The sequence below is a fragment of the Brucella pseudogrignonensis genome, from assembly GCF_032190615.1.
Taxonomy (GTDB): Bacteria; Pseudomonadota; Alphaproteobacteria; order Rhizobiales; family Rhizobiaceae; genus Brucella; species Brucella pseudogrignonensis_B.
In genome coordinates this window covers 1,227,384-1,246,077 of the sequence record NZ_JAVLAT010000001.1, presented here as the reverse complement: position 1 = coordinate 1,246,077, position 18,694 = coordinate 1,227,384, and the positions used below count along the sequence as shown (strand labels likewise).

Sequence of the window (18,694 nt, the reverse complement as noted above, 5' to 3'; positions counted from 1 at the left end):
ATAGACTGCTTCAATTCCGTTTCTTTTTTACAAACACCCATCAACATAAGGTCTTAATTGCCGTGTCACCTTCTTTCGCCCCTCTTCTCATGCTGGCCATGCCGTTCATCGAAATTGCTGGCTTTGTGATCGTCGGCAGTGAAATCGGTGTTCTGGCAACGCTGGGTCTTGTTGTTTTGAGTGCCGTGCTTGGTTTTTTCCTGCTGCGCGTGCAAGGTTTTGGCCTGTTGCAGCGCATTCGCACTGAAAGTGCCGCCGGACGCGTGCCGGATCGTGAAATGATGCATGGCGCGATGATCGTCGTCGCGGCCATTATGTTGATTGTTCCGGGCTTTGTGACAAGCGCGATTGGCCTGCTGCTGTTTGTTCCCTTTATTCGCGATCTCGTCTGGAACCAGTTTGTCCGCAATCGTGTGGTGGTGGCGACCGCTTCCACACGCTATTCGGAGGCCTATAGCCCCTATCAGCGTCAGGATAACAACGTAATCGATCTCGACCCGGAAGATTACACAGCAAAGCCGGATGAAAACTCACCATGGAATCCGGACCGCAAAGATCGGTAATCGAACAAATACTAACGTAAAAAGCGTTCCTTGCTTGATGTTCCGACACATGCTAGCCAAGCAGCACTGCTTTTTGGCAACAAGATAAATCACTAAAGAGAAGGCATACCGATAATGAGCGATAAGGCCGCTGCGGGCGAAGTAAAGAACGGCAATGGCGCGACCGCCCAGCCGTCCCTCAACATTTTGGCCCAGTACATCAAGGATCTTTCCTTTGAAAGCCCAGGCGCGCCTCTGTCGCTGCGCCCACGCGAAAAGGCTCCTTCGATCAACATCAATGTCAACGTAAACGCCAATCCGCTTTCCGAAACGGATTTCGACGTTGTGCTGACACTCGAAGCCAAGGCTGTCGACGGCAAAGATGTTCTGTTCAACACAGAGCTGACTTATGGCGGCGTATTCCGCATTCAGGGCATCCCGCAGGAACATATGCTTCCACTTCTGTTCATCGAATGCCCGCGTCTGCTGTTCCCGTTTGCACGTCAGATCGTTGCTGACGCAACCCGCAATGGTGGCTACCCACCACTGATGATCGATCCAATCGATTTCGCACAGATGTTCCAGGCCCGTATGGCCGAAGAAGAAGCCAAGAACGCTGTAAAGAGCTGATCTTAGGTTCCTATCAAAAGAAAACCCCGCTTTATGCGGGGTTTTCTTTTATGCCTGAATTAGGTGAGATATTTTTTCCATATCGCCTTGTCGCCCATTTTTGCCACAAGTGCAGCATGGGCAGCGCGTTCCTTTTCTGAAATGCGTGAGGCAAGCGGAACCGGGCGTTGGCGCAAAACGATACCACTATTGTTATCCGTGCCATTATTGCCGCCTGAATTTCCAGACATGCTAAGGCCAAGCGCTGTCTGCTTGCCGCCAATCAGCTCAATATAAACTTCCGCAAGAATTTCAGAATCGAGCAGAGCGCCGTGCAATGTGCGGTGCGAATTATCAATGCCATAGCGCTTGCAAAGCGCATCAAGCGAATTCGGGCCCATCGGATTTCTGCGACGCGCCAACGCCAGCGTATCAACAATCCGGTCAACCGCGATTCCCGGTTTGCCCAGTCGGTCGAGTTCCGCATTAATAAAGCCAAGATCGAACATGGCATTATGTGCGACGAGCTGTGCACCGTCGAAAAACGCCAAAAATTCGTCTACGATTTCAGCAAAGCTCGGCTCTTTGAGCAATTGCTCATCGGTAATGCCGTGAACGGCGAGCGCATCAGGATGCACTTTTCGCCCCTGCGGATTGATGAATTTGTGAAAAGTTTTTCCGGTGGGAAAGCGGTTGATTAATTCCACACCGCCGATTTCAATGACCCGATCCTCCAGCCGTTCAAGGCCGGTGGTTTCTGTATCGAAAACGATCTCACGCATGGCAACCTCTTAAATAATTTTGTTCTCTATAACACGCTCGCGCTAGCAATCAGAATTGATCAACAGGCTTTCCACGCAATTCAGCGATGATGGCTGTGATCTGCGCGCGGGTTTCTTCAAAGTCGCCCGAAGAATCGATGATAAAATCCGCACGCGCACGCTTTTCGGCATCCGGCATTTGCCGCGCAAGAATGGCCGCAAACTTCTCTTCCGTCATGCCGGGGCGTGCAAGAACCCGCGCCCGCTGAATGTCGGCAGGGGCGGAAACAACAGCCACCTTGTCCACGCGGTTGTTGCCACCCGTTTCAAACAGCAGCGGAATATCAATCAGCGCAATATCGGCGCCATCCGCACGCGCGCGTGCAAGAAAGGCGGCTTCCTCTTCATGCACGAGCGGATGAATGATCGATTCAAGCTTTTTAAGCGCTTCCGGCTTGCCAAGAACGGCTGCCGATAATTTTGCCCGATCAACAGTGCCGTCCTGAACCGTTCCGGGGAAGGCGGCTTCGATCAAAGGAGCTGCCCGACCCGCATATAACGCATGCACGGCATCATCGGCGCTATAGACTGGCACGCCAGCTTCCGCAAACATATTGGATGCGGTGGTCTTTCCCATGCCGATTGAGCCGGTCAGTCCGAGGATGATCATAAAGCGCCAGCCTTCCTCATATCATCCAGAATATGATTTCTCAGCGCTTCTGTCACTTCTGGTCTTTTGCCAAACCAGCGTTCAAATCCCGGAACCGCCTGATGCAACAACATGCCAAGACCATCAACGGTTTTGAGACCTGCCGCTTCAGCGCTGGCCAAAAACGGTGTTTTCAATGGAATATAAACAATATCCGTCGCAACGGCTGATTTCTGCGCTGCACGCAGATCAAGTGGAAAATCGGTCGCCTCACCATGTCCACTCATGCCCAGCGATGTTGTGTTGACGATGAGACCGGCATCTTTGACCAAGGCTTGCGCCGCATCCCATCCATAGGCTGAAACGCCAGCACCGAAATGGCTTGCCAGTTCTTGCGCCCGGCTCAGCGTGCGGTTGACAATAGCAATGCGTGAAAAACCGCGCGTCTGCAAAGCATGCACAATCGCACGTCCTGCACCACCAGCACCCAGAACCAGTGCCGTATCGGCATTGTCCCAGCCCGGGGCCAATGCATCAAGATTAGCGGCAAAGCCATAAGCGTCGGTATTGCCGCCGCAGAGCTTTCCATTCTCGAACCAGAGCGTATTCACCGCGCCAATAGCAACCGCAGCCGCATCGCGACTTTCAACGGCTGCAAAGGCAACTTCCTTATGTGGAATCGTGACATTGCCGCCAGCAAAGCCATTTTTTGCAAGCGAGGAAGCAAATTCTGCGAAATTTTCCGGCGCTACTTCAATGGCTTTATAAGAGCCTTCAATGCCATGCTCTTTCAGCCAAAAGCTATGAATGAGCGGCGACCGCGAATGCTTTATCGGAAAGCCGGTGACGAATGCCTTGTTAGCCATCAATCAGATTTTCCTTCCTCAATTCATCAAGCAGGGGCAGAAGCGGCAGTCCGACGATGGTAAAATAATCGCCGTCGATTTTTGAGAACAACTGAATGCCCGGACCTTCGACCTGATAAGCGCCAACACTGGAAAGGGCAATATCGCCGACCTGTCCAAGATAGCGTCCGATAAAGCCCGGATCGAGATCACGCATGGTCATGCGTGCGATGCTCACATGACGCCACAGTGTCTCACCGTTTTTAACCAGCACCACACCACTGTTAAGCTGATGGGTTTTACCGGAGAATTGCAAAAGCTGGCGGCGTGCCGCCTCCATATCCGCAGGCTTGTGGAAAATCTCATCGCCCAGCGAAAGCGTCTGATCGCAGCCGATCACCACCGCATCGGGGTGGTTTTCGCTGACCGACAAGGCTTTCGCCTCAGCCAGAACCTGTGCGACCTCTTCGGGCGTGGCACCCGATTTATAAAGCGGCGCTTCGACCAAGCGCTCGTCAATATCCGCACTTTCAGCCGAAAAGGTGATGCCGGCATTTTTCAGCAGAGCCGAGCGAAATGGACTTTTGGAGGCCAGAATAAGCTTTGTCATCATGTCAGATCTTCCTTCTTGCCATCACGCAGCAGAGATTGAATAGCTGCTGCCGTTTCTTCAATCGACCGGCGCGATACATCAATGATCGGCCAGCCATGCCGGTTGCAGAGATTGCGGGCATAAGCCAGTTCTTCGGAAATTGAAACGCGGTCTGTGTAAAGTCCGGTATCAAGCGATGGAACACTGCCGAGCGGACGGTTCTGCCGGATCTGCGAAATACGCTCAGCCGTTGCCACCAGCCCGACGATCATCGGACGCTTTGCGCTAAAAAGCTGATCGGGGAGGGGGATACCCAACACAATCGGCACATTGGTGGCCTTGATGCCGCGATTAGCGAGATAAATGCTGGTCGGCGTTTTGGACGTTCGCGAAATGCCGACAAGAATTACGTCTGCTTCCTCTATATCGGGTGGCAATTGCCCGTCATCATGCTCCATCGTAAAATTGAGCGCATCGATCCGGCGAAAATAATCAGCATTGAGCACGTGCTGCGCGCTGGCGCGACGATGCGCGGGCGCGCCCAGATAAGATTGAAATGTATTGAGCACAGGTTCGAGCACGGAAACACTTGGCACACCCATTTCCGCGCAAGCTTCGTCAATGATCGCAGCAAGCTTCTGATCGACAATTGTATAGAGAACGATACCAGGTTCGGCGTCGATATTTTCCAGAACTTTGCGCAGCTGCTTCTCGGTTCGGATGAGCGGATAAATATGTTCAATCGCCCGCGCGCTGGCATATTGGGCGGCTGCGGCACGGCCTGCAGCGAGGAGAGTCTCTCCCGTCGCATCAGAAATCAGATGAAGATGAAAGTAAGAAAGCGGTCTGGTCACAGATTTCTCCCCTCCCTGTTGACGACTGTGCGTAATTTTAAGGCTCCATCCACAAGCCATGGCAGGCGGTGGGAAACTTGGCAAGTCATCCACAGCGAGTACACATGTGGGAAGCTTTAGAAAGCGCTTGTGTACAAGACTCGTAACATTTGGAAAATGCCTGTGATATTCCCAGCTTGTCCACAAAGAGTGCCAAAGTGCGGCAATTGGTAACTCCTTAGATTCAATGAATGATTTGAGTTTTCATTGCTTTTATCAAGATGATCGGTGAATGATCGCACAGGCCAATCTGTGTCTAAGCAGAGCTGTGGGAAAAAGGCAGGTAAAACGTAATCCCCGATTCCAACAGACTCTAAGAATAAGAAGACTCTAGATTCCTCCTTTCTTTATGAAGAAGGCATGGGAAAACTTTCACACACGATAACGAAAATCAGACAGGGTGGAATGCGATGAAGCGCAAAGTCTTGAAAGTCATAGACGGTGAAGCAGTGTTTCCACCACCAATCTGGATGATGCGTCAGGCCGGACGTTACCTTCCTGAATATCGCGAAGTGCGCAAACAAGCAGGAAGCTTTCTCGACCTTTGCTATTCACCTGATCTGGCTGTTGAAGTGACGCTTCAGCCAATCCGCCGTTATGGCTTTGATGCAGCCATTCTGTTTTCAGATATTCTGGTTGTCCCTCATGCCCTTGGACGAGACCTTCGCTTTGAAGAAGGAAGAGGGCCTTTGATGACACCGATTGATGCAGATGAGATTTTCTGGCTTGAGACAGAAGGTGTCGCAAAACGCCTTGAGCCGGTCTATGAGACGGTTCGGCTGCTGCGTGCGCAATTGCCAGATGAAACAACGCTGCTGGGTTTCTGTGGCGCTCCCTGGACCGTTGCGACCTATATGATCGCCGGTCATGGGACACCTGATCAGGCTCCTGCTCGTCTGTTTGCCTATCGCTTCCCGGAAGCCTTTGAAAAGCTCTTGAATGATCTGGCGGATGTTTCAGCCGAATATCTGATTGAACAGCTTGATGCAGGCGCTGATGCTGTACAGATTTTCGATTCATGGTCCGGCGTGCTGGACGAAGATTGCTTTGAGCGCTTCTGTGTTCGCCCGGTTGCCCGCATCGTGCAAAAGGTGAGGGCAGTATATCCCGAAGCCCGTATTATCGGCTTTCCGAAAGGTGCCGGAATGCTTTATGCAGGCTATCGCGAAAAGACCGGCGTTGATGTTCTGGGCCTTGATTGGTCTGTGCCGGTTTCCTTTGCGCAGGAGTTACAAAAGGAAGGCGCTATTCAGGGCAATCTTGATCCGCTACGCGTAGTCGCTGGCGGTGCGGCGCTGGATGAAGGCGTTGATGTGATCCTCAAAAATCTGGGTCAAGGTCCACTGATTTTCAATCTTGGCCATGGAATTACGCCACAGGCACCGATTGAAAATGTGCAGCGGATGATTGACCGGGTTCGCGGAGGTTATTGATGAACGCTTCGAATAAAACAAACAGCGGCAAGGCTGCGCTGATGCGTATCATCGTGGCTCTGGTCGTCGTGGCACTCGGTTTATGGGGATTGTTTCACGTGAATCCAGCCGATGCTTATCTTTGGGTCAAGTCGATCCACGTCATTGCAGTGATCGCATGGATGGCCGGGATGCTCTATCTGCCGCGGCTTTTCGTTTATCATTGCGCAGCTAAACCTGGTTCCGAAACCTCTGAAACGTTCAAAATTATGGAACGCAGGTTGCTGCGTTTCATCATAAATCCCGCTATGATTGTAACGTGGATTGCTGGTCTCTGGCTTGCATGGGAAATTTTTGATTTCAAAGGCGGATGGCTGCACGCAAAAATTCTGCTGGTTGTGTTGATGTCCGGTGTCCACGGCTATCTGTCGAAGGCAACACGTCTATTTGCACAAGATAAGAACACCAAATCAGCCAAACATTGGCGAATCGTTAACGAAGTTCCGACGGTTTTGATGATCCTGATTGTTATTCTGGTGATCGTGAAACCGTTCTAATTTTAATGATTATTTCCAGGAAGCCCGGAATTTCAGCGATTTGAACCGGGCTTCGACCTTCTTCCTATTGAATAAAATCTCGCCAATTCTTAACTGACACTTGCTCTTCATGCTGCAAAACGGTATGAGTGAGTCCTCTTCCCACCATGACAGCAGGCCTTCGATGCCGGTCACGATCCAAGTGACCCACCTTTCCGAACAACTGCATTTTCCTATTTTATTTCAAAAGAGTTCCTCACCCATGCAGGAAATGAAACTACAAGAACTTAAAAACAAAACTCCGGTCGAGCTGCTGGCCTTTGCCGATACGCTTGAGGTCGAAAATGCGAGCGCAATGCGCAAGCAGGAACTGATGTTCGCGATCCTCAAGAGTCTCGCTGCTCAGGACGTCGAAATTATCGGCGAAGGCGTTGTTGAAGTGCTGCAGGACGGATTTGGCTTCCTGCGCTCCGCCGACGCCAATTATCTGCCCGGCCCGGATGATATTTATATTTCTCCTTCCCAGCTGCGTCGCTTTTCACTGAAGACCGGCGACACGGTTGAAGGTCCAATTCGTGGTCCGAAAGAGGGCGAACGTTATTTCGCACTGCTCAAGGTCAACACGATCAATTTTGATGACCCTGAAAAAATCAAACACAAGGTCCATTTTGACAATCTGACACCGCTCTATCCAAATGAGCGCTTCAAGATGGAACTCGAAGTTCCGACCAATAAGGATCTGTCCTCGCGCGTTATCGATCTGGTTGCGCCGCTTGGTAAAGGCCAGCGCGGTCTGATCGTCGCTCCGCCGCGTACCGGTAAGACGGTTCTGTTGCAGAACATCGCGCATTCGATCACGGCTAACCATCCTGAATGCTATCTGATCGTTCTCCTGATCGACGAGCGGCCGGAAGAAGTAACCGACATGCAGCGCTCGGTGAAGGGTGAAGTTGTTTCTTCTACCTTCGATGAGCCAGCAACACGCCACGTTCAGGTTGCGGAAATGGTCATCGAAAAGGCGAAGCGTCTTGTCGAACATGGCCGTGACGTTGTGATTCTTCTCGATTCCATCACCCGCCTTGGCCGCGCTTACAACACAGTTGTTCCGTCGTCCGGTAAGGTGTTGACCGGTGGTGTGGATGCAAATGCCTTGCAGCGTCCAAAGCGCTTCTTTGGTGCAGCCCGTAACATCGAAGAAGGTGGCTCGCTCACCATTATCGCAACCGCGCTGATCGATACGGGTTCGCGTATGGACGAAGTGATCTTTGAAGAATTCAAGGGCACGGGTAACTCGGAAATCGTTCTCGACCGTAAGGTTGCTGACAAGCGTATCTTCCCGGCTATGGATATTCTTAAATCCGGCACACGTAAGGAAGATCTGCTTGTTCCACGCGCCGATCTTCAGAAGATTTTCGTTCTGCGTCGTATTCTCGCGCCAATGGGCACGACAGATGCGATTGAGTTCCTGATCGACAAGCTCAAGCAGACCAAGAGCAATGGCGATTTCTTCGATTCAATGAACACGTAAATTCTGCTCGATTATCATTTCAAAAACGCCGCGTTGAGAAATCATCGCGGCGTTTTTTATACTCCATAAAAGCTCAGGAATGGCCTCTGAGCAGGATTTCGAGTGCTGAGGCAGTCTCGACGGGCGCCAGGCAAACCTGTCCCTTACAGAGCCACGCTGACGGTTTATCCGCATGTGATGTGCCGCCTGTTGGAAGCTCAATCAATGTCCCCGCTTCAAAGGCAACAAACTTATCCAACCGTCGCGGATCAGGATTGCGCGTGGCCACTGCCACAAGTTCGCCGTCCGTACCTGTGTCAGCTATTACCAGAGAGAGCGGTTCAGCGGCGAAACGGCCTGCATTCAGAATGCCGATTTGCCCATATTGCTGAACGCGTGCACGGCCCATTGCCTGCTCAACCAGCCGTTCATTCTGGCGATAAAGATTCATATCTCCGGTGGCCAAAAATAGCCGCGTGAATGCTTCGATAATCTGACTGGTGGCAGATGGAATGGCCTCGTCATAATCTCCATAGCTGTGAAGAATGACGTCTTCTGCCTCTATCGCTGAAAGCCGGTAATTACCCGATGCATCGCGATTGTTTTGATTGAGTGCATCTTTCAGTGCAAGTGCATCGTGAATGAATGTTTTGTCGCTTGTCGCTTCATAAAGCGAAAGCGCTGCGTTGATCATGGCCGCATAATCAGATGACAGGGCAGGGTAGACCAATTCAGCATCCATTCGGCAATGCGCCATGCGTCCGGCTTCAAACGATGACCCAATCGAACGGTAAGCGGCAATGGCATGATCAATCCATTCCGGCTTTCTGAAACTGCGGCCCACTTCTGCCAGCGCCCGGATTGCCAGTGCATTCCAGTCGGTGAGTGCCTTTTCATCGCGGCCCGGACGAATGCGTGTGCTGCGATAATCAAAAAGCTTTTCTCTCGATGCCTCAATGTCAGCAGGAAGCTCTGCCTTCTCATTCACCGCGTGAAGCCTGTTGAGAATAGTACTGCCTTCAAAATTGCCTAGAGCTTTCACATTATACCAGTGTTTGAATGCGGCGGCCTGATCACCCAATACGGCATTAATCTCGGCCTCGGTGAAGATATAGAATTTCCCTTCTTCACCCTCGCTGTCGGCATCGAGACTGGACGCAAAACTTCCGTCAGGAAGCCGCATTTCGCGGATCAACCAGTTTACGGTTTCTTCGATTCGGATACGGAACAATTCATCTTGCGTTTCCGCATAGGCATAAGTCGCGTGTCTGATCAGCTGCGCATTGTCGTAGAGCATCTTTTCAAAATGCGGCACCAGCCAGTCAGCATCGACACTGTAACGACAAAGCCCGCCGCCGAGATGATCGTAAATGCCGCCTTGCAGCATTGTTCTCAGTGATAGCAGAAACGTATCGCGATGATGGCTTTGGCCGCTATAGAGCCACGACAGCCACAAGGAATCCATGAAGGGAGCATTTGGGAATTTTGGTGCATTATCGATGCCGCCACGAACAGGATCAAACATCGCATTGATCCGATCTGCTACCGTGTCGAAATGCGCAATATCATTCGGGCTCGCCTCGCTTTGTGCGGCAAGACGTGTCTCCAGATGATTAAACACAGCCTCCGCATTATGGTTAATTTTTTCTTTATTTCCTTGCCAGAGATTGTCGACAGCTTTTAGCACGTCGATAAATCCCGGCAGATTATGTCGTGCTTTCGGCGGAAAATAAGTTCCGCCCCAGAATGGCTTACCATCGGGACGCAGAAACATTGTCAGCGGCCAACCACCTTGCTGTCCCATAGCACCAAGGGCTGCCATATAAATCTGATCAATGTCTGGCCGTTCCTCCCGATCAACCTTCACATTGACGAAAAGTTCATTCATGACGTCTGCAACGGCAGGATCTTCAAAAGACTCATGCGCCATGACATGACACCAGTGGCAGGCGGCATAGCCTATCGACAGCAGAATAGGGCGGTTGAGTTCCTGCGCTGCATCCAGCGCTTCTTTGCTCCAAACCTGCCAGTGAACCGGATTATCGGCGTGCTGACGCAGATAGGCGCTTGGAGCGGTTCTGAGCCTGTTGCTGCTGATATCGGTCATAAGGCTTTTCTTTCCGGGCATGAATGAATATGCGTGTGAGTATCAATATAGAACGGGAAATCAAATGAGCGAGCGCCAACATCTTATCGATACGATTTTCGCATTGTCGAGCGGACGCCTTCCTTCCGGCGTTGCTGTGGTGCGGATCTCCGGACCGCAAGTTCGATTCGTAATCGAAACGATCCTTGGCGCTATCATCGAGCCAAGATTTGCCGCGTATAAAACCATTCGCGCGTGTAATGGTGATGCCATTGATAAGGGACTTGCGCTGTTTTTTCCGGGACCCAACAGCTTTACGGGGGAGGATTGTGCGGAATTTCATCTTCATGGTGGGATTGCAGTCGTCGAGAAATTGCTCGAAGTACTCGGCACTTTTCCAGGTTGCCGTATCGCGGAAGCGGGTGAGTTCACCCGTCGTGCTTTTACCAATGGCAAGATGGATTTGACGATTGCTGAAGGCCTTGCCGATCTCATAGCCGCAGAAACCGAAGGGCAGCGTCGTCTTGCACTACAAGTCGCATCGGGTGCGCAGCGCCAGCTCTATACCGATTGGAGACAGAGGCTTGTTCGGTCGCGTGCGCTCATTGAGGCAGAACTTGACTTTGCTGATGAGAGTGATGTGCCGGGTTCCGTTTCGGGGCAGGTATGGGAGCAACTCAAAACCCTGCGTAGCGAAATCATCCGCCATATTGAAGGTGGCAAGCGGGCAGCAATGCTGCGCGATGGTTTGCATATTGTAATCGCTGGCGCTCCAAATGCTGGAAAATCCAGTCTGCTTAATTTTCTGGCGGGCCGCGAGATTGCAATTATTTCAGAAGAGGCGGGCACCACGCGTGATCTTCTGGAAGTCAAATTGAACCTCGGTGGCATTCCGGTTTATGTGACAGACACTGCCGGACTGCGCGAGACGACAAGTCAGGTTGAGCGTATTGGAATTGAGCGCGCGCGTGAACGCGCAGCTGAAGCTGATTTGGTTTTGCTGCTTGAGGACATGGAAAACCCAATTCCAGTGTCGCTTGAAAACGGTGAAGCTGACATCTGGACTGTTGGGACCAAGGCGGACCTTGTTACAAGCGATAGCCAAAACTGGCAGTATCGGATTTCCACCAGAAATACCGATGGGCTCGATCATTTGCTGGATGCATTGAAGCAGTTTGCAGAAGCACGTATTGGTCTGATCAATGATGCGGTACCGACGCGACAGAGACACATTAATCTTTTACAATCAACAATCTCGGAAATTGATATAGCAGCTGAGCGCGAAGATTTACCCCTGGAGCTACGTGCGGAGAATATGCGCAGGGCATCGCAATATCTTGGACGGATTACAGGCGATGTTGATGTCGAAGAAATTCTGGACGTTATTTTCTCTCAGTTCTGTATCGGTAAGTGAGTGATTCACGTGAAACAGTGGCGATCTTCAAGATTGTTGTGAGAAATGTTTCACGTGAAACATCTGTGGAATCTGCCCAGACTTATTGACTCCCATATCAATCCGTGAGTCGATATCTGTATCAAGTTTATCAAAGAGTTGATCGACGCTCAGTCCGGTTACCCCTTCCGTTGTAGACGCAAACGTGTCAAAGAGACTTCTTTCTAAACTGGATTCGGATGCATCAGGATGAACATCAAAAGTTCGGCCGAAGCGACAGCTTTCGACGTGATTGTAATCGGTGGGGGACATGCCGGCTGTGAGGCTGCGGCAGCTTCGGCACGCGCTGGTGCTCGCACTGCGCTGGTTACGCACCGTTTTGATACAATTGGCGTCATGTCTTGTAATCCTGCGATTGGTGGTTTGGGCAAGGGCCATCTCGTAAGGGAGATTGATGCGCTGGACGGATTGATGGGTCGCGTCGCTGATAAGGCTGGCATCCAGTTCAGATTGCTCAATCGTCGAAAAGGCCCAGCCGTTCGCGGCCCACGCACACAGGCCGACCGTAAACTCTATCGTCTGGCAATGCAGGAGCTGATTTCCGAGCAGGAAAATCTAACCGTTGTTGAAGGCGGTGCATCGGATATTCGTGTGGACGATGGTCGTATTACTGGTGTTGTCCTGACCGATGGTCGCCAACTCAGCTGTGCATCTGTCGTTCTGACGACGGGTACCTTTCTGAATGGTCTGATTCATATAGGCGAGAAGAAAATCCCGGCAGGACGCATGGGTGAGAATCCGGCTTTAGGGCTGTCGGACACGTTACGCGGTCTTGGCTTTGCCGTTGGGCGTCTCAAGACCGGCACGCCGCCACGTCTCGATGGACGAACCATTGACTGGCAGAGTCTCGATATGCAGTCGGCAGACGAGGATCCAGTTCCTTTCTCGCTGATGACCGATAAGATCACCACGCCACAGATCGATTGCGGCATTACGCGGACAACGCCAGAAACCCATGCAATCATCCGGGCTAATCTGCATCGCTCTGCGATGTATTCCGGTTCCATCGAAGGGATCGGCCCGCGCTATTGTCCGTCGGTTGAAGATAAGATCGTCAAGTTTGGCGATCGCGATGGGCATCAGGTATTTCTAGAACCCGAAGGGCTGGACGATCATACGGTTTACCCAAACGGCATTTCCACGTCCTTGCCGGAAGAAGTGCAGCTTGAATATCTCAAGACCATTCCAGGTCTGGAAAAAGCGATTATGCTTCAGCCTGGCTATGCGATTGAATATGACTTTATCGATCCGCGAGAGTTGAAGCGCAGTCTGGAGACTCGCCGTGTGACGGGCCTATTCCTTGCAGGTCAGATCAATGGCACCACCGGTTATGAAGAAGCTGGCGCACAGGGCTTGCTCGCCGGATTGAATGCTGCGAAGCGGGCAGGCGGCAGTGAGCCGGTTATTATTCAGCGCACGGAAGCCTATATCGGTGTTATGGTCGATGATTTGACGTCACGCGGCGTCAGCGAGCCTTATCGTATGTTTACGTCCCGCGCTGAGTTCCGTTTGTCACTGCGCGCGGATAATGCGGATCAGCGTTTGACACCGCTGGCCGAACAGCTTGGCATTCTTGGCTCTCAGCGCCGTGATAAATTTGCGGCTCGTCAGGATGCATTGTCAGCGGCGCGTGATTTGACAAAAGAACTGACAATTACCCCTAATCAGGCAAGCCGTTTTGACCTCCATCTCAATCAGGATGGCGTTCGTCGCTCTGCTTATGATCTTCTGTCCTATCCAGATATCAATCTGCGGAAGTTGCAGGCGATCTGGCCAGAGCTGAACGGCATTGATCCGATTGCGCGCGAGGCACTTGAGATTGAAGCGCAGTACTCGGTTTATATGGACCGACAGAAAAGCGACATTGCTGTTATGGAGCGTGAAGAGCGTTTGTTCGTTCCCGCAACGCTGGACTTCGATGTGATTTCTGGTCTTTCTAATGAGCTTAAGTTCAAGCTCAAGCAGCGTAAACCAGAGACCATTGCCGAGGCGCAGCGGGTAGAGGGCATTACGCCTGCAGCGCTCGCTTTGCTGATTACGCATATCAAGAAGCATGGCGCACGTGAGCGTGCTGCTCTCGAACTGAACGCCGAGAAAGGCGTAGCATGACTGTGGATAGCCGATATTCGAGCTTGAAAAAGATTGTTCCCGTTGTTTCACGTGAAACAACTGAACGCCTAATGGCTTTCGAACAACTGTTTCGCAAATGGTCCGCAGCCATCAATCTGGCATCTCCATCTACACTTGCCGATCTTTGGAACCGGCATATCCTCGATAGCGCGCAGATATTTCCGCTGGCACCTGAGGCAAAGCGCTGGCTCGATCTCGGGTCGGGAGGTGGATTTCCGGGTATCGTGACCGCTTGTTTTCTCAAAGAGATTCCGGGTGCTTCGATTGACTTGGTCGAGAGTGCTGGAAAAAAAGCCGCTTTTTTGCGCACAGCTGCCGGACATGTCGGCGTGCCTGCGCGTGTTCATTCTGAGCGTATTGAGGCGATGTGGGATAAAATTGAGACGCCAGAGGTGGTGACTGCCCGTGCGCTTGCGTCGCTCAACCTGCTTTTTGAGCTTGCTGAACCTTGGTTGACGACCGGTTCCAAGGCACTTTTTCAAAAAGGTCGGGATTACCAGAGGGAAATTGATGAAAGCCGTGTCGGCTGGAGTTTTGATCTGGTACAACATGAAAGTGCTATCGATACCAGTTCGGTGATACTTGAGATTAGCAATCTGCGACGCATCTCCAGTTAAACCAGCATCGATATGACAGAAAGCAGCAGGGCGACGGTAATGAGCAAAAGATCCCGGATCATAACCATTGCAAATCAGAAGGGCGGCGTTGGCAAAACCACGACCGCTATTAACCTCGCGACAGCGCTGGCCGCCATTGGCGAGACGGTGCTGATTGTTGACCTTGACCCGCAGGGCAATGCCAGCACGGGGCTTGGTATAGATCGGCTGAACCGTCCTTTGTCATCCTATGATGTGCTGACACAGGCTGCGTCCGCAAATGAAGCCGCCATGCAGAGCGATGTTCCGAACCTTTATATTGTGCCGTCGACGCTCGATCTTCTCGGTCTCGAGATGGAGATTGCTCAGGCCCCGGATCGCACCCGTCGTTTGCGCGATGCATTGCGTTTTGATTCGACTGTTGCGGAAAAGTTTTCTTATATCCTCGTCGATTGCCCACCGTCGCTGAATCTCTTGACGCTGAATGCTATGGCTGCAGCCGATTCCGTGATGGTGCCTTTGCAATGCGAGTTTTTTGCGCTTGAAGGTCTAAGCCAACTCCTGCAAACAGTCGATCAGGTGCGTTCGAGCATCAATTCCGAGCTGACAATTCAGGGAATTGTCCTGACAATGTTCGATAGCCGTAACAATCTTGCATCGCAGGTCGTTGACGATGTGCGCGAATTTATGGGCGAAAAGGTTTATCGCACAGTCATTCCGCGCAATGTGCGGGTGTCGGAAGCACCATCGCATGGAAAGCCTGCTATTCTCTATGATTTGAAATGCGCGGGCAGTCAGGCCTATCTGCAACTGGCATCCGAAGTTATTCAACGTGAGCGGCAGCTTAAAGCCGCATAATGAGCTAGCACCGCGCATGCGGGGCTGATACCGATTCGACACCGTAACAATTTCAGGAACTGACGACGATGAACGATGATCCTTCAAAAAAGCGCCTTGGCCGCGGCTTGGCTGCCCTGATTGGTGAAATCGATCGCCCGGTGGAAGAGCGCAAAGTGCCTATTTCCAGTGAACGTAATGTTCCTATCGAGTTCGTAACGCGTAATCCACGCAATCCGCGGCGTATGTTCTCGGAAGTCGAACTGGAAGATTTGGCACAGTCGATCAAGGAACATGGTGTCGTTCAGCCGATTGTGGTTCGCCCGGCACCAGGTGAACCGGAACGGTTCGAGCTGATTGCGGGTGAACGGCGCTGGCGTGCGTCGCAGCGCGCAGGTGTCGATACGATTCCTGTCATCATCCGCGATGTGGATGATCGTGTGGCGCTTGAAATTGCTATCGTTGAAAACGTTCAACGTGCAGACCTTAACGCAGTTGAAGAAGCGTTGGGATATCAACAGCTTATCGATAATCATGACTATACGCAAAATGATCTCGCACAGGTCATCGGCAAGAGCCGAAGCCATGTTGCCAATACGCTGCGTCTCCTGAAATTGCCACAGCGCGTGCAGGACTTTATCTCGGATGGCGCTCTTTCAGCTGGTCATGCACGTAGCTTGATCACCATGGAAGATCCAACTGCGTTGGCGGAACGTGTGGTCAAAGAAGGCTTGTCCGTGCGTCAGGTTGAAGCCCTGTCGCAGGCACGCAATGGTGCAGAGCCGAAGGCTAACAAGAGTGCGCCGGTCGAGAAAGACGCTGATACTAAGGCACTTGAAAAGCTGCTTTCTGATGTCACTGGCATGAAGGTGGAGATCAATCATCGCGAGCGCGGTGGCGAAGTGAAGGTGCGCTACAGCTCGCTTGAGCAGCTTGATGAGATTTGCCGTCGCTTGCAGAGCTGATAATCTCTCATCAGGGTTACATTTGAAGTCGTGGAACAGTGATTTGTTTCACGGCTTTTTCTTATCGTCCGCGTGCCTTAATCAGCGAAAAGACGAGGATGATCATGATGATCGCACCCATGATCATACCTGCTGAACCTCCCCAGAAAGCTCCGTAGTCGCCACCAATGAGCCAGCCGATAAATGCGCCGATCATGATCAGGAAAATGGGAGGAATGCAGCCAATCATGCAATTATTCCAATGACTTGTATGAGATGGCTGCCTGAGGTGAGATGGGTAATAAGGCGCCAGATTAAGGGAATTGTCGATTATTACGTTGGCTCTAATATTGATGAACAGGCGTTTAAACTCAAGATCGGGATGATGATCTCACAGCCGATTGATCGGGTTCTCAAACTTTGCAGCCTGCTTGCTTTTAACGGCTTTCCCTCAAAGCGCTAAAATCTTATAAGAATAAAAGATAGAGCGTCCAGATCAAAGGGGCGGGAGAGAGCGCAATTCATGGAACTGCTGACGCAAATCATTATTCACACGCCAGTCTATGTTTGGGGATTGCTGGTCTATCTGATCATAACGGGCATCAAGGGGCGTGAAACACAAACGGTTTCGCTCTGGAAAATGCTTTTTGTGCCGGTGATTTTCATCGGCGTTGGCTTCTTGCACTTTGATGATACGTCGGACCAGTTTAGTTCGTTTCTAATCGCCTGGTGTTTAGGATTGGCACTGTTTGCGCCGCTGGGTTTTTTGACTGGTCCGCGCATTCTGGCGGTTGATCGTGAAACCAAGCGCATAGAACGAGCAGGCACAACGCTGCCGCTGATACGCAATCTACTTTTCTTCTGTGCGCAATATGTCTTGGCAGTTCTCAATGTGATCCACCCGGAAGAGCATACTACGTTGATGTATGTCACTGCCGTGGTTTCAGGCGCTTCAGCCGGCTATTTCGGCGGTTGGCTTGTTTCGCTTTGGCGGAAATATTCAGCTTCACCCAGTTTTCCGCATCGTCCTAGTTAAACCCGACAGCCACGCAACAATCGAACCTTGCGTGGCTGCTTTTAACCATAGAAACTCAGCGCCAGCCGAGCGCTGGTGCCACATGCTTGAGGATCGCTTCGATCACGTGCGCATTGTATTCGACGCCGAGCTGGTTTGGGACGGTCAGCAATAGCGTATCGGCTTCAGCAATCGCTTCATCCTGAGCGAGTTCTTTGATTAGCGCATCCGGTTCAGCCGCGTAGGAGCGACCAAAAATAGCGCGCGTATTCTCATCGATATAGCCGATGGAATCCTGCTCCTTGCTGCCGCCACCAAAATAAGCGCGGTCGCGATCATCAACGAGCGCAAAAATGCTGCGGCTAACTGAAACGCGTGGCGTTCTCGTATGTCCAGCCTCTTTCCAGGCTTCACGATAAGCACGAATTTGCGCGGCCTGCTGGACATGAAATGGCTCGCCCGTTTCATCATCTTTGAGCGTGGAGCTTTGCAAATTCATACCAAGCTTTGCGGCCCAGCGTGCCGTCGCATTGGAGCCTGCACCCCACCAGATACGGTCGCGCAGACCTTCCGAATGCGGTTCGAGACGCAACAGACCGGGAGGGTTTGGGAACATCGGGCGCGGATTTGGCTGGCCAAATCCTTGTCCTTTGAGTGCCTCAAAGAAAACCTCGCCATGTTTGCGGCCCATATCGGCATCGCTTGCGCCTTCCTCCGGTGCATAACCGAAATAGCGCCAACCATCGATCACCTGTTCGGGTGAGCCACGGCTCAGACCAAGCTGAAGGCGGCCTTGCGAGATAAGATCAGCAGCACCCGCATCTTCCACCATGTAAAGCGGGTTTTCATAGCGCATGTCGATGACGGCCGTGCCGATCTCGATCTTGCTGGTTTTCGCACCCACGGCTGCAAGCAGCGGGAAGGGTGACGCAAGCTGGCGGGCAAAATGATGCACACGGAAATAAGCGCCGTCTGCGCCAAGTTCTTCGGCTGCAACGGCCAGATCAATTGACTGCAACAAAGCGTCACCTGCCGAGCGGGTGCCCGATTGTGGCGAAGGCGACCAATGACCGAATGAAAGAAAACCTATCTTTTTCATATTCATTTTCCTCAAGTCCCCGCCCTATGAGCGTGACGGTACTTTTCAAGTGTTCTCGCAGAATATGGCTTTGCGCGATAGTCTTTGAAAGTGGGTTGAACACAGTGTTCATGAAACAGAATGTAGTGGCGTATTAAAACAGCGAATGCGGACACGTTGACAGTCTATACGGACCCGATTAAGCCTTG

19 protein-coding genes are annotated in these 18,694 nt (G+C 51.7%); 11 read left to right on the top strand and 8 right to left on the bottom strand.

Translation table 11 applies throughout. The features are described 5' to 3' along the window. Positions 1-62: 62 nt before the first annotated feature. Both RI570_RS06090 and secB read left to right on the top strand, forming a co-directional pair. Positions 63-563, top strand: coding sequence for an FxsA family protein (locus RI570_RS06090; protein ID WP_313827508.1), 501 nt, complete (start codon positions 63-65; stop codon positions 561-563). Between the two features lie 114 nt (positions 564-677). After that, the gene (gene secB / locus RI570_RS06085) at positions 678-1,172 is read left to right on the top strand and encodes a protein-export chaperone SecB (protein ID WP_313827507.1); all 495 of its coding nucleotides are present in this window, start codon (positions 678-680) and stop codon (positions 1,170-1,172) included. 59 nt (positions 1,173-1,231) lie between these two features. Here the strand turns inward: secB and dnaQ are convergent, their stop codons facing one another. Genes dnaQ through RI570_RS06060 form a run of 5 tightly spaced genes read right to left on the bottom strand, consistent with a single transcriptional unit; the run spans position 1,232 to position 4,852 of the window. After that, positions 1,232-1,933 carry a DNA polymerase III subunit epsilon gene (gene dnaQ, locus RI570_RS06080; protein WP_313827506.1) on the bottom strand — a complete coding sequence of 234 codons (702 nt, stop codon included), beginning with the start codon at positions 1,931-1,933 and terminating at the stop codon, positions 1,232-1,234. A gap of 49 nt (positions 1,934-1,982) precedes the next feature. Next, a complete protein-coding gene (gene coaE / locus RI570_RS06075; protein WP_313827505.1) occupies positions 1,983-2,582 on the bottom strand; it encodes a dephospho-CoA kinase in 600 nt (199 codons plus the stop codon). Further along, positions 2,579-3,427, bottom strand: a complete 849-nt coding sequence (locus tag RI570_RS06070) for a shikimate dehydrogenase (RefSeq protein ID WP_313827504.1) — start codon at positions 3,425-3,427, stop codon at positions 2,579-2,581. Before RI570_RS06070 ends, coaE begins: the two co-directional genes overlap by 4 nt. Continuing rightward, positions 3,420-4,019 (bottom strand): Maf-like protein, encoded by a 600-nt coding sequence (locus RI570_RS06065; RefSeq protein WP_313827503.1) that lies wholly within the window; start codon positions 4,017-4,019, stop codon positions 3,420-3,422. The genes RI570_RS06070 and RI570_RS06065 overlap by 8 nt, the downstream gene beginning before the upstream one ends. Continuing rightward, the gene (locus RI570_RS06060) at positions 4,016-4,852 is read right to left on the bottom strand and encodes a pyruvate, water dikinase regulatory protein (RefSeq protein ID WP_313827502.1); all 837 of its coding nucleotides are present in this window, start codon (positions 4,850-4,852) and stop codon (positions 4,016-4,018) included. The genes RI570_RS06065 and RI570_RS06060 overlap by 4 nt, the downstream gene beginning before the upstream one ends. A 449-nt stretch (positions 4,853-5,301) precedes the next feature. Here RI570_RS06060 and hemE point away from each other — a divergent pair, with 449 nt between their 5' ends. The 3 genes from hemE to rho all read left to right on the top strand — a co-directional run bounded on the left by hemE (position 5,302) and on the right by rho (position 8,367). Further along, on the top strand, positions 5,302-6,324 hold the full coding sequence (gene hemE / locus RI570_RS06055; RefSeq protein WP_313827501.1) for a uroporphyrinogen decarboxylase: 1,023 nt from the start codon (positions 5,302-5,304) through the stop codon (positions 6,322-6,324). Continuing rightward, a complete protein-coding gene (gene hemJ, locus RI570_RS06050) occupies positions 6,324-6,860 on the top strand; it encodes a protoporphyrinogen oxidase HemJ (protein WP_313827500.1) in 537 nt (178 codons plus the stop codon). The genes hemE and hemJ overlap by 1 nt, the downstream gene beginning before the upstream one ends. 241 nt (positions 6,861-7,101) lie before the next feature. After that, positions 7,102-8,367, top strand: a complete 1,266-nt coding sequence (gene rho / locus RI570_RS06045; RefSeq protein ID WP_250041384.1) for a transcription termination factor Rho — start codon at positions 7,102-7,104, stop codon at positions 8,365-8,367. Between the two features lie 73 nt (positions 8,368-8,440). On the opposite strand, the gene RI570_RS06040 is transcribed toward rho, so the two are convergent. Beyond that, positions 8,441-10,453 carry a thioredoxin domain-containing protein gene (locus RI570_RS06040; RefSeq protein WP_313827499.1) on the bottom strand — a complete coding sequence of 671 codons (2,013 nt, stop codon included), beginning with the start codon at positions 10,451-10,453 and terminating at the stop codon, positions 8,441-8,443. Between the two features lie 64 nt (positions 10,454-10,517). Here RI570_RS06040 and mnmE point away from each other — a divergent pair, with 64 nt between their 5' ends. The 5 genes from mnmE to RI570_RS06015 all read left to right on the top strand — a co-directional run bounded on the left by mnmE (position 10,518) and on the right by RI570_RS06015 (position 16,413). Further along, positions 10,518-11,846, top strand: a complete 1,329-nt coding sequence (gene mnmE, locus RI570_RS06035) for a tRNA uridine-5-carboxymethylaminomethyl(34) synthesis GTPase MnmE (protein WP_313827498.1) — start codon at positions 10,518-10,520, stop codon at positions 11,844-11,846. A 228-nt stretch (positions 11,847-12,074) separates the two neighbouring features. After that, positions 12,075-13,994 (top strand): tRNA uridine-5-carboxymethylaminomethyl(34) synthesis enzyme MnmG, encoded by a 1,920-nt coding sequence (gene mnmG, locus RI570_RS06030; protein WP_313827497.1) that lies wholly within the window; start codon positions 12,075-12,077, stop codon positions 13,992-13,994. Continuing rightward, on the top strand, positions 13,991-14,632 hold the full coding sequence (gene rsmG, locus RI570_RS06025; protein ID WP_313827496.1) for a 16S rRNA (guanine(527)-N(7))-methyltransferase RsmG: 642 nt from the start codon (positions 13,991-13,993) through the stop codon (positions 14,630-14,632). Before mnmG ends, rsmG begins: the two co-directional genes overlap by 4 nt. A 39-nt stretch (positions 14,633-14,671) precedes the next feature. Further along, entirely contained in the window at positions 14,672-15,469 is a 798-nt protein-coding gene (locus RI570_RS06020; RefSeq protein WP_313827495.1) for a ParA family protein, read from the top strand. Positions 15,470-15,537: 68 nt separating this feature from the next. Continuing rightward, positions 15,538-16,413 carry a ParB/RepB/Spo0J family partition protein gene (locus RI570_RS06015; RefSeq protein WP_313827494.1) on the top strand — a complete coding sequence of 292 codons (876 nt, stop codon included), beginning with the start codon at positions 15,538-15,540 and terminating at the stop codon, positions 16,411-16,413. Between the two features lie 61 nt (positions 16,414-16,474). Here the strand turns inward: RI570_RS06015 and RI570_RS06010 are convergent, their stop codons facing one another. After that, complete coding sequence (locus RI570_RS06010; RefSeq protein ID WP_313827493.1) at positions 16,475-16,642, bottom strand: hypothetical protein; 168 nt, start codon at positions 16,640-16,642, stop codon at positions 16,475-16,477. Between the two features lie 273 nt (positions 16,643-16,915). Between RI570_RS06010 and RI570_RS06005 the strand changes: the two genes are divergently transcribed. Next, entirely contained in the window at positions 16,916-17,428 is a 513-nt protein-coding gene (locus RI570_RS06005) for a hypothetical protein (protein ID WP_313827491.1), read from the top strand. A 55-nt stretch (positions 17,429-17,483) separates the two neighbouring features. Here RI570_RS06005 and RI570_RS06000 read toward each other — a convergent pair whose 3' ends face one another. Further along, complete coding sequence (locus RI570_RS06000) at positions 17,484-18,506, bottom strand: LLM class flavin-dependent oxidoreductase (protein WP_313827490.1); 1,023 nt, start codon at positions 18,504-18,506, stop codon at positions 17,484-17,486. Positions 18,507-18,694: the final 188 nt, after the last annotated feature.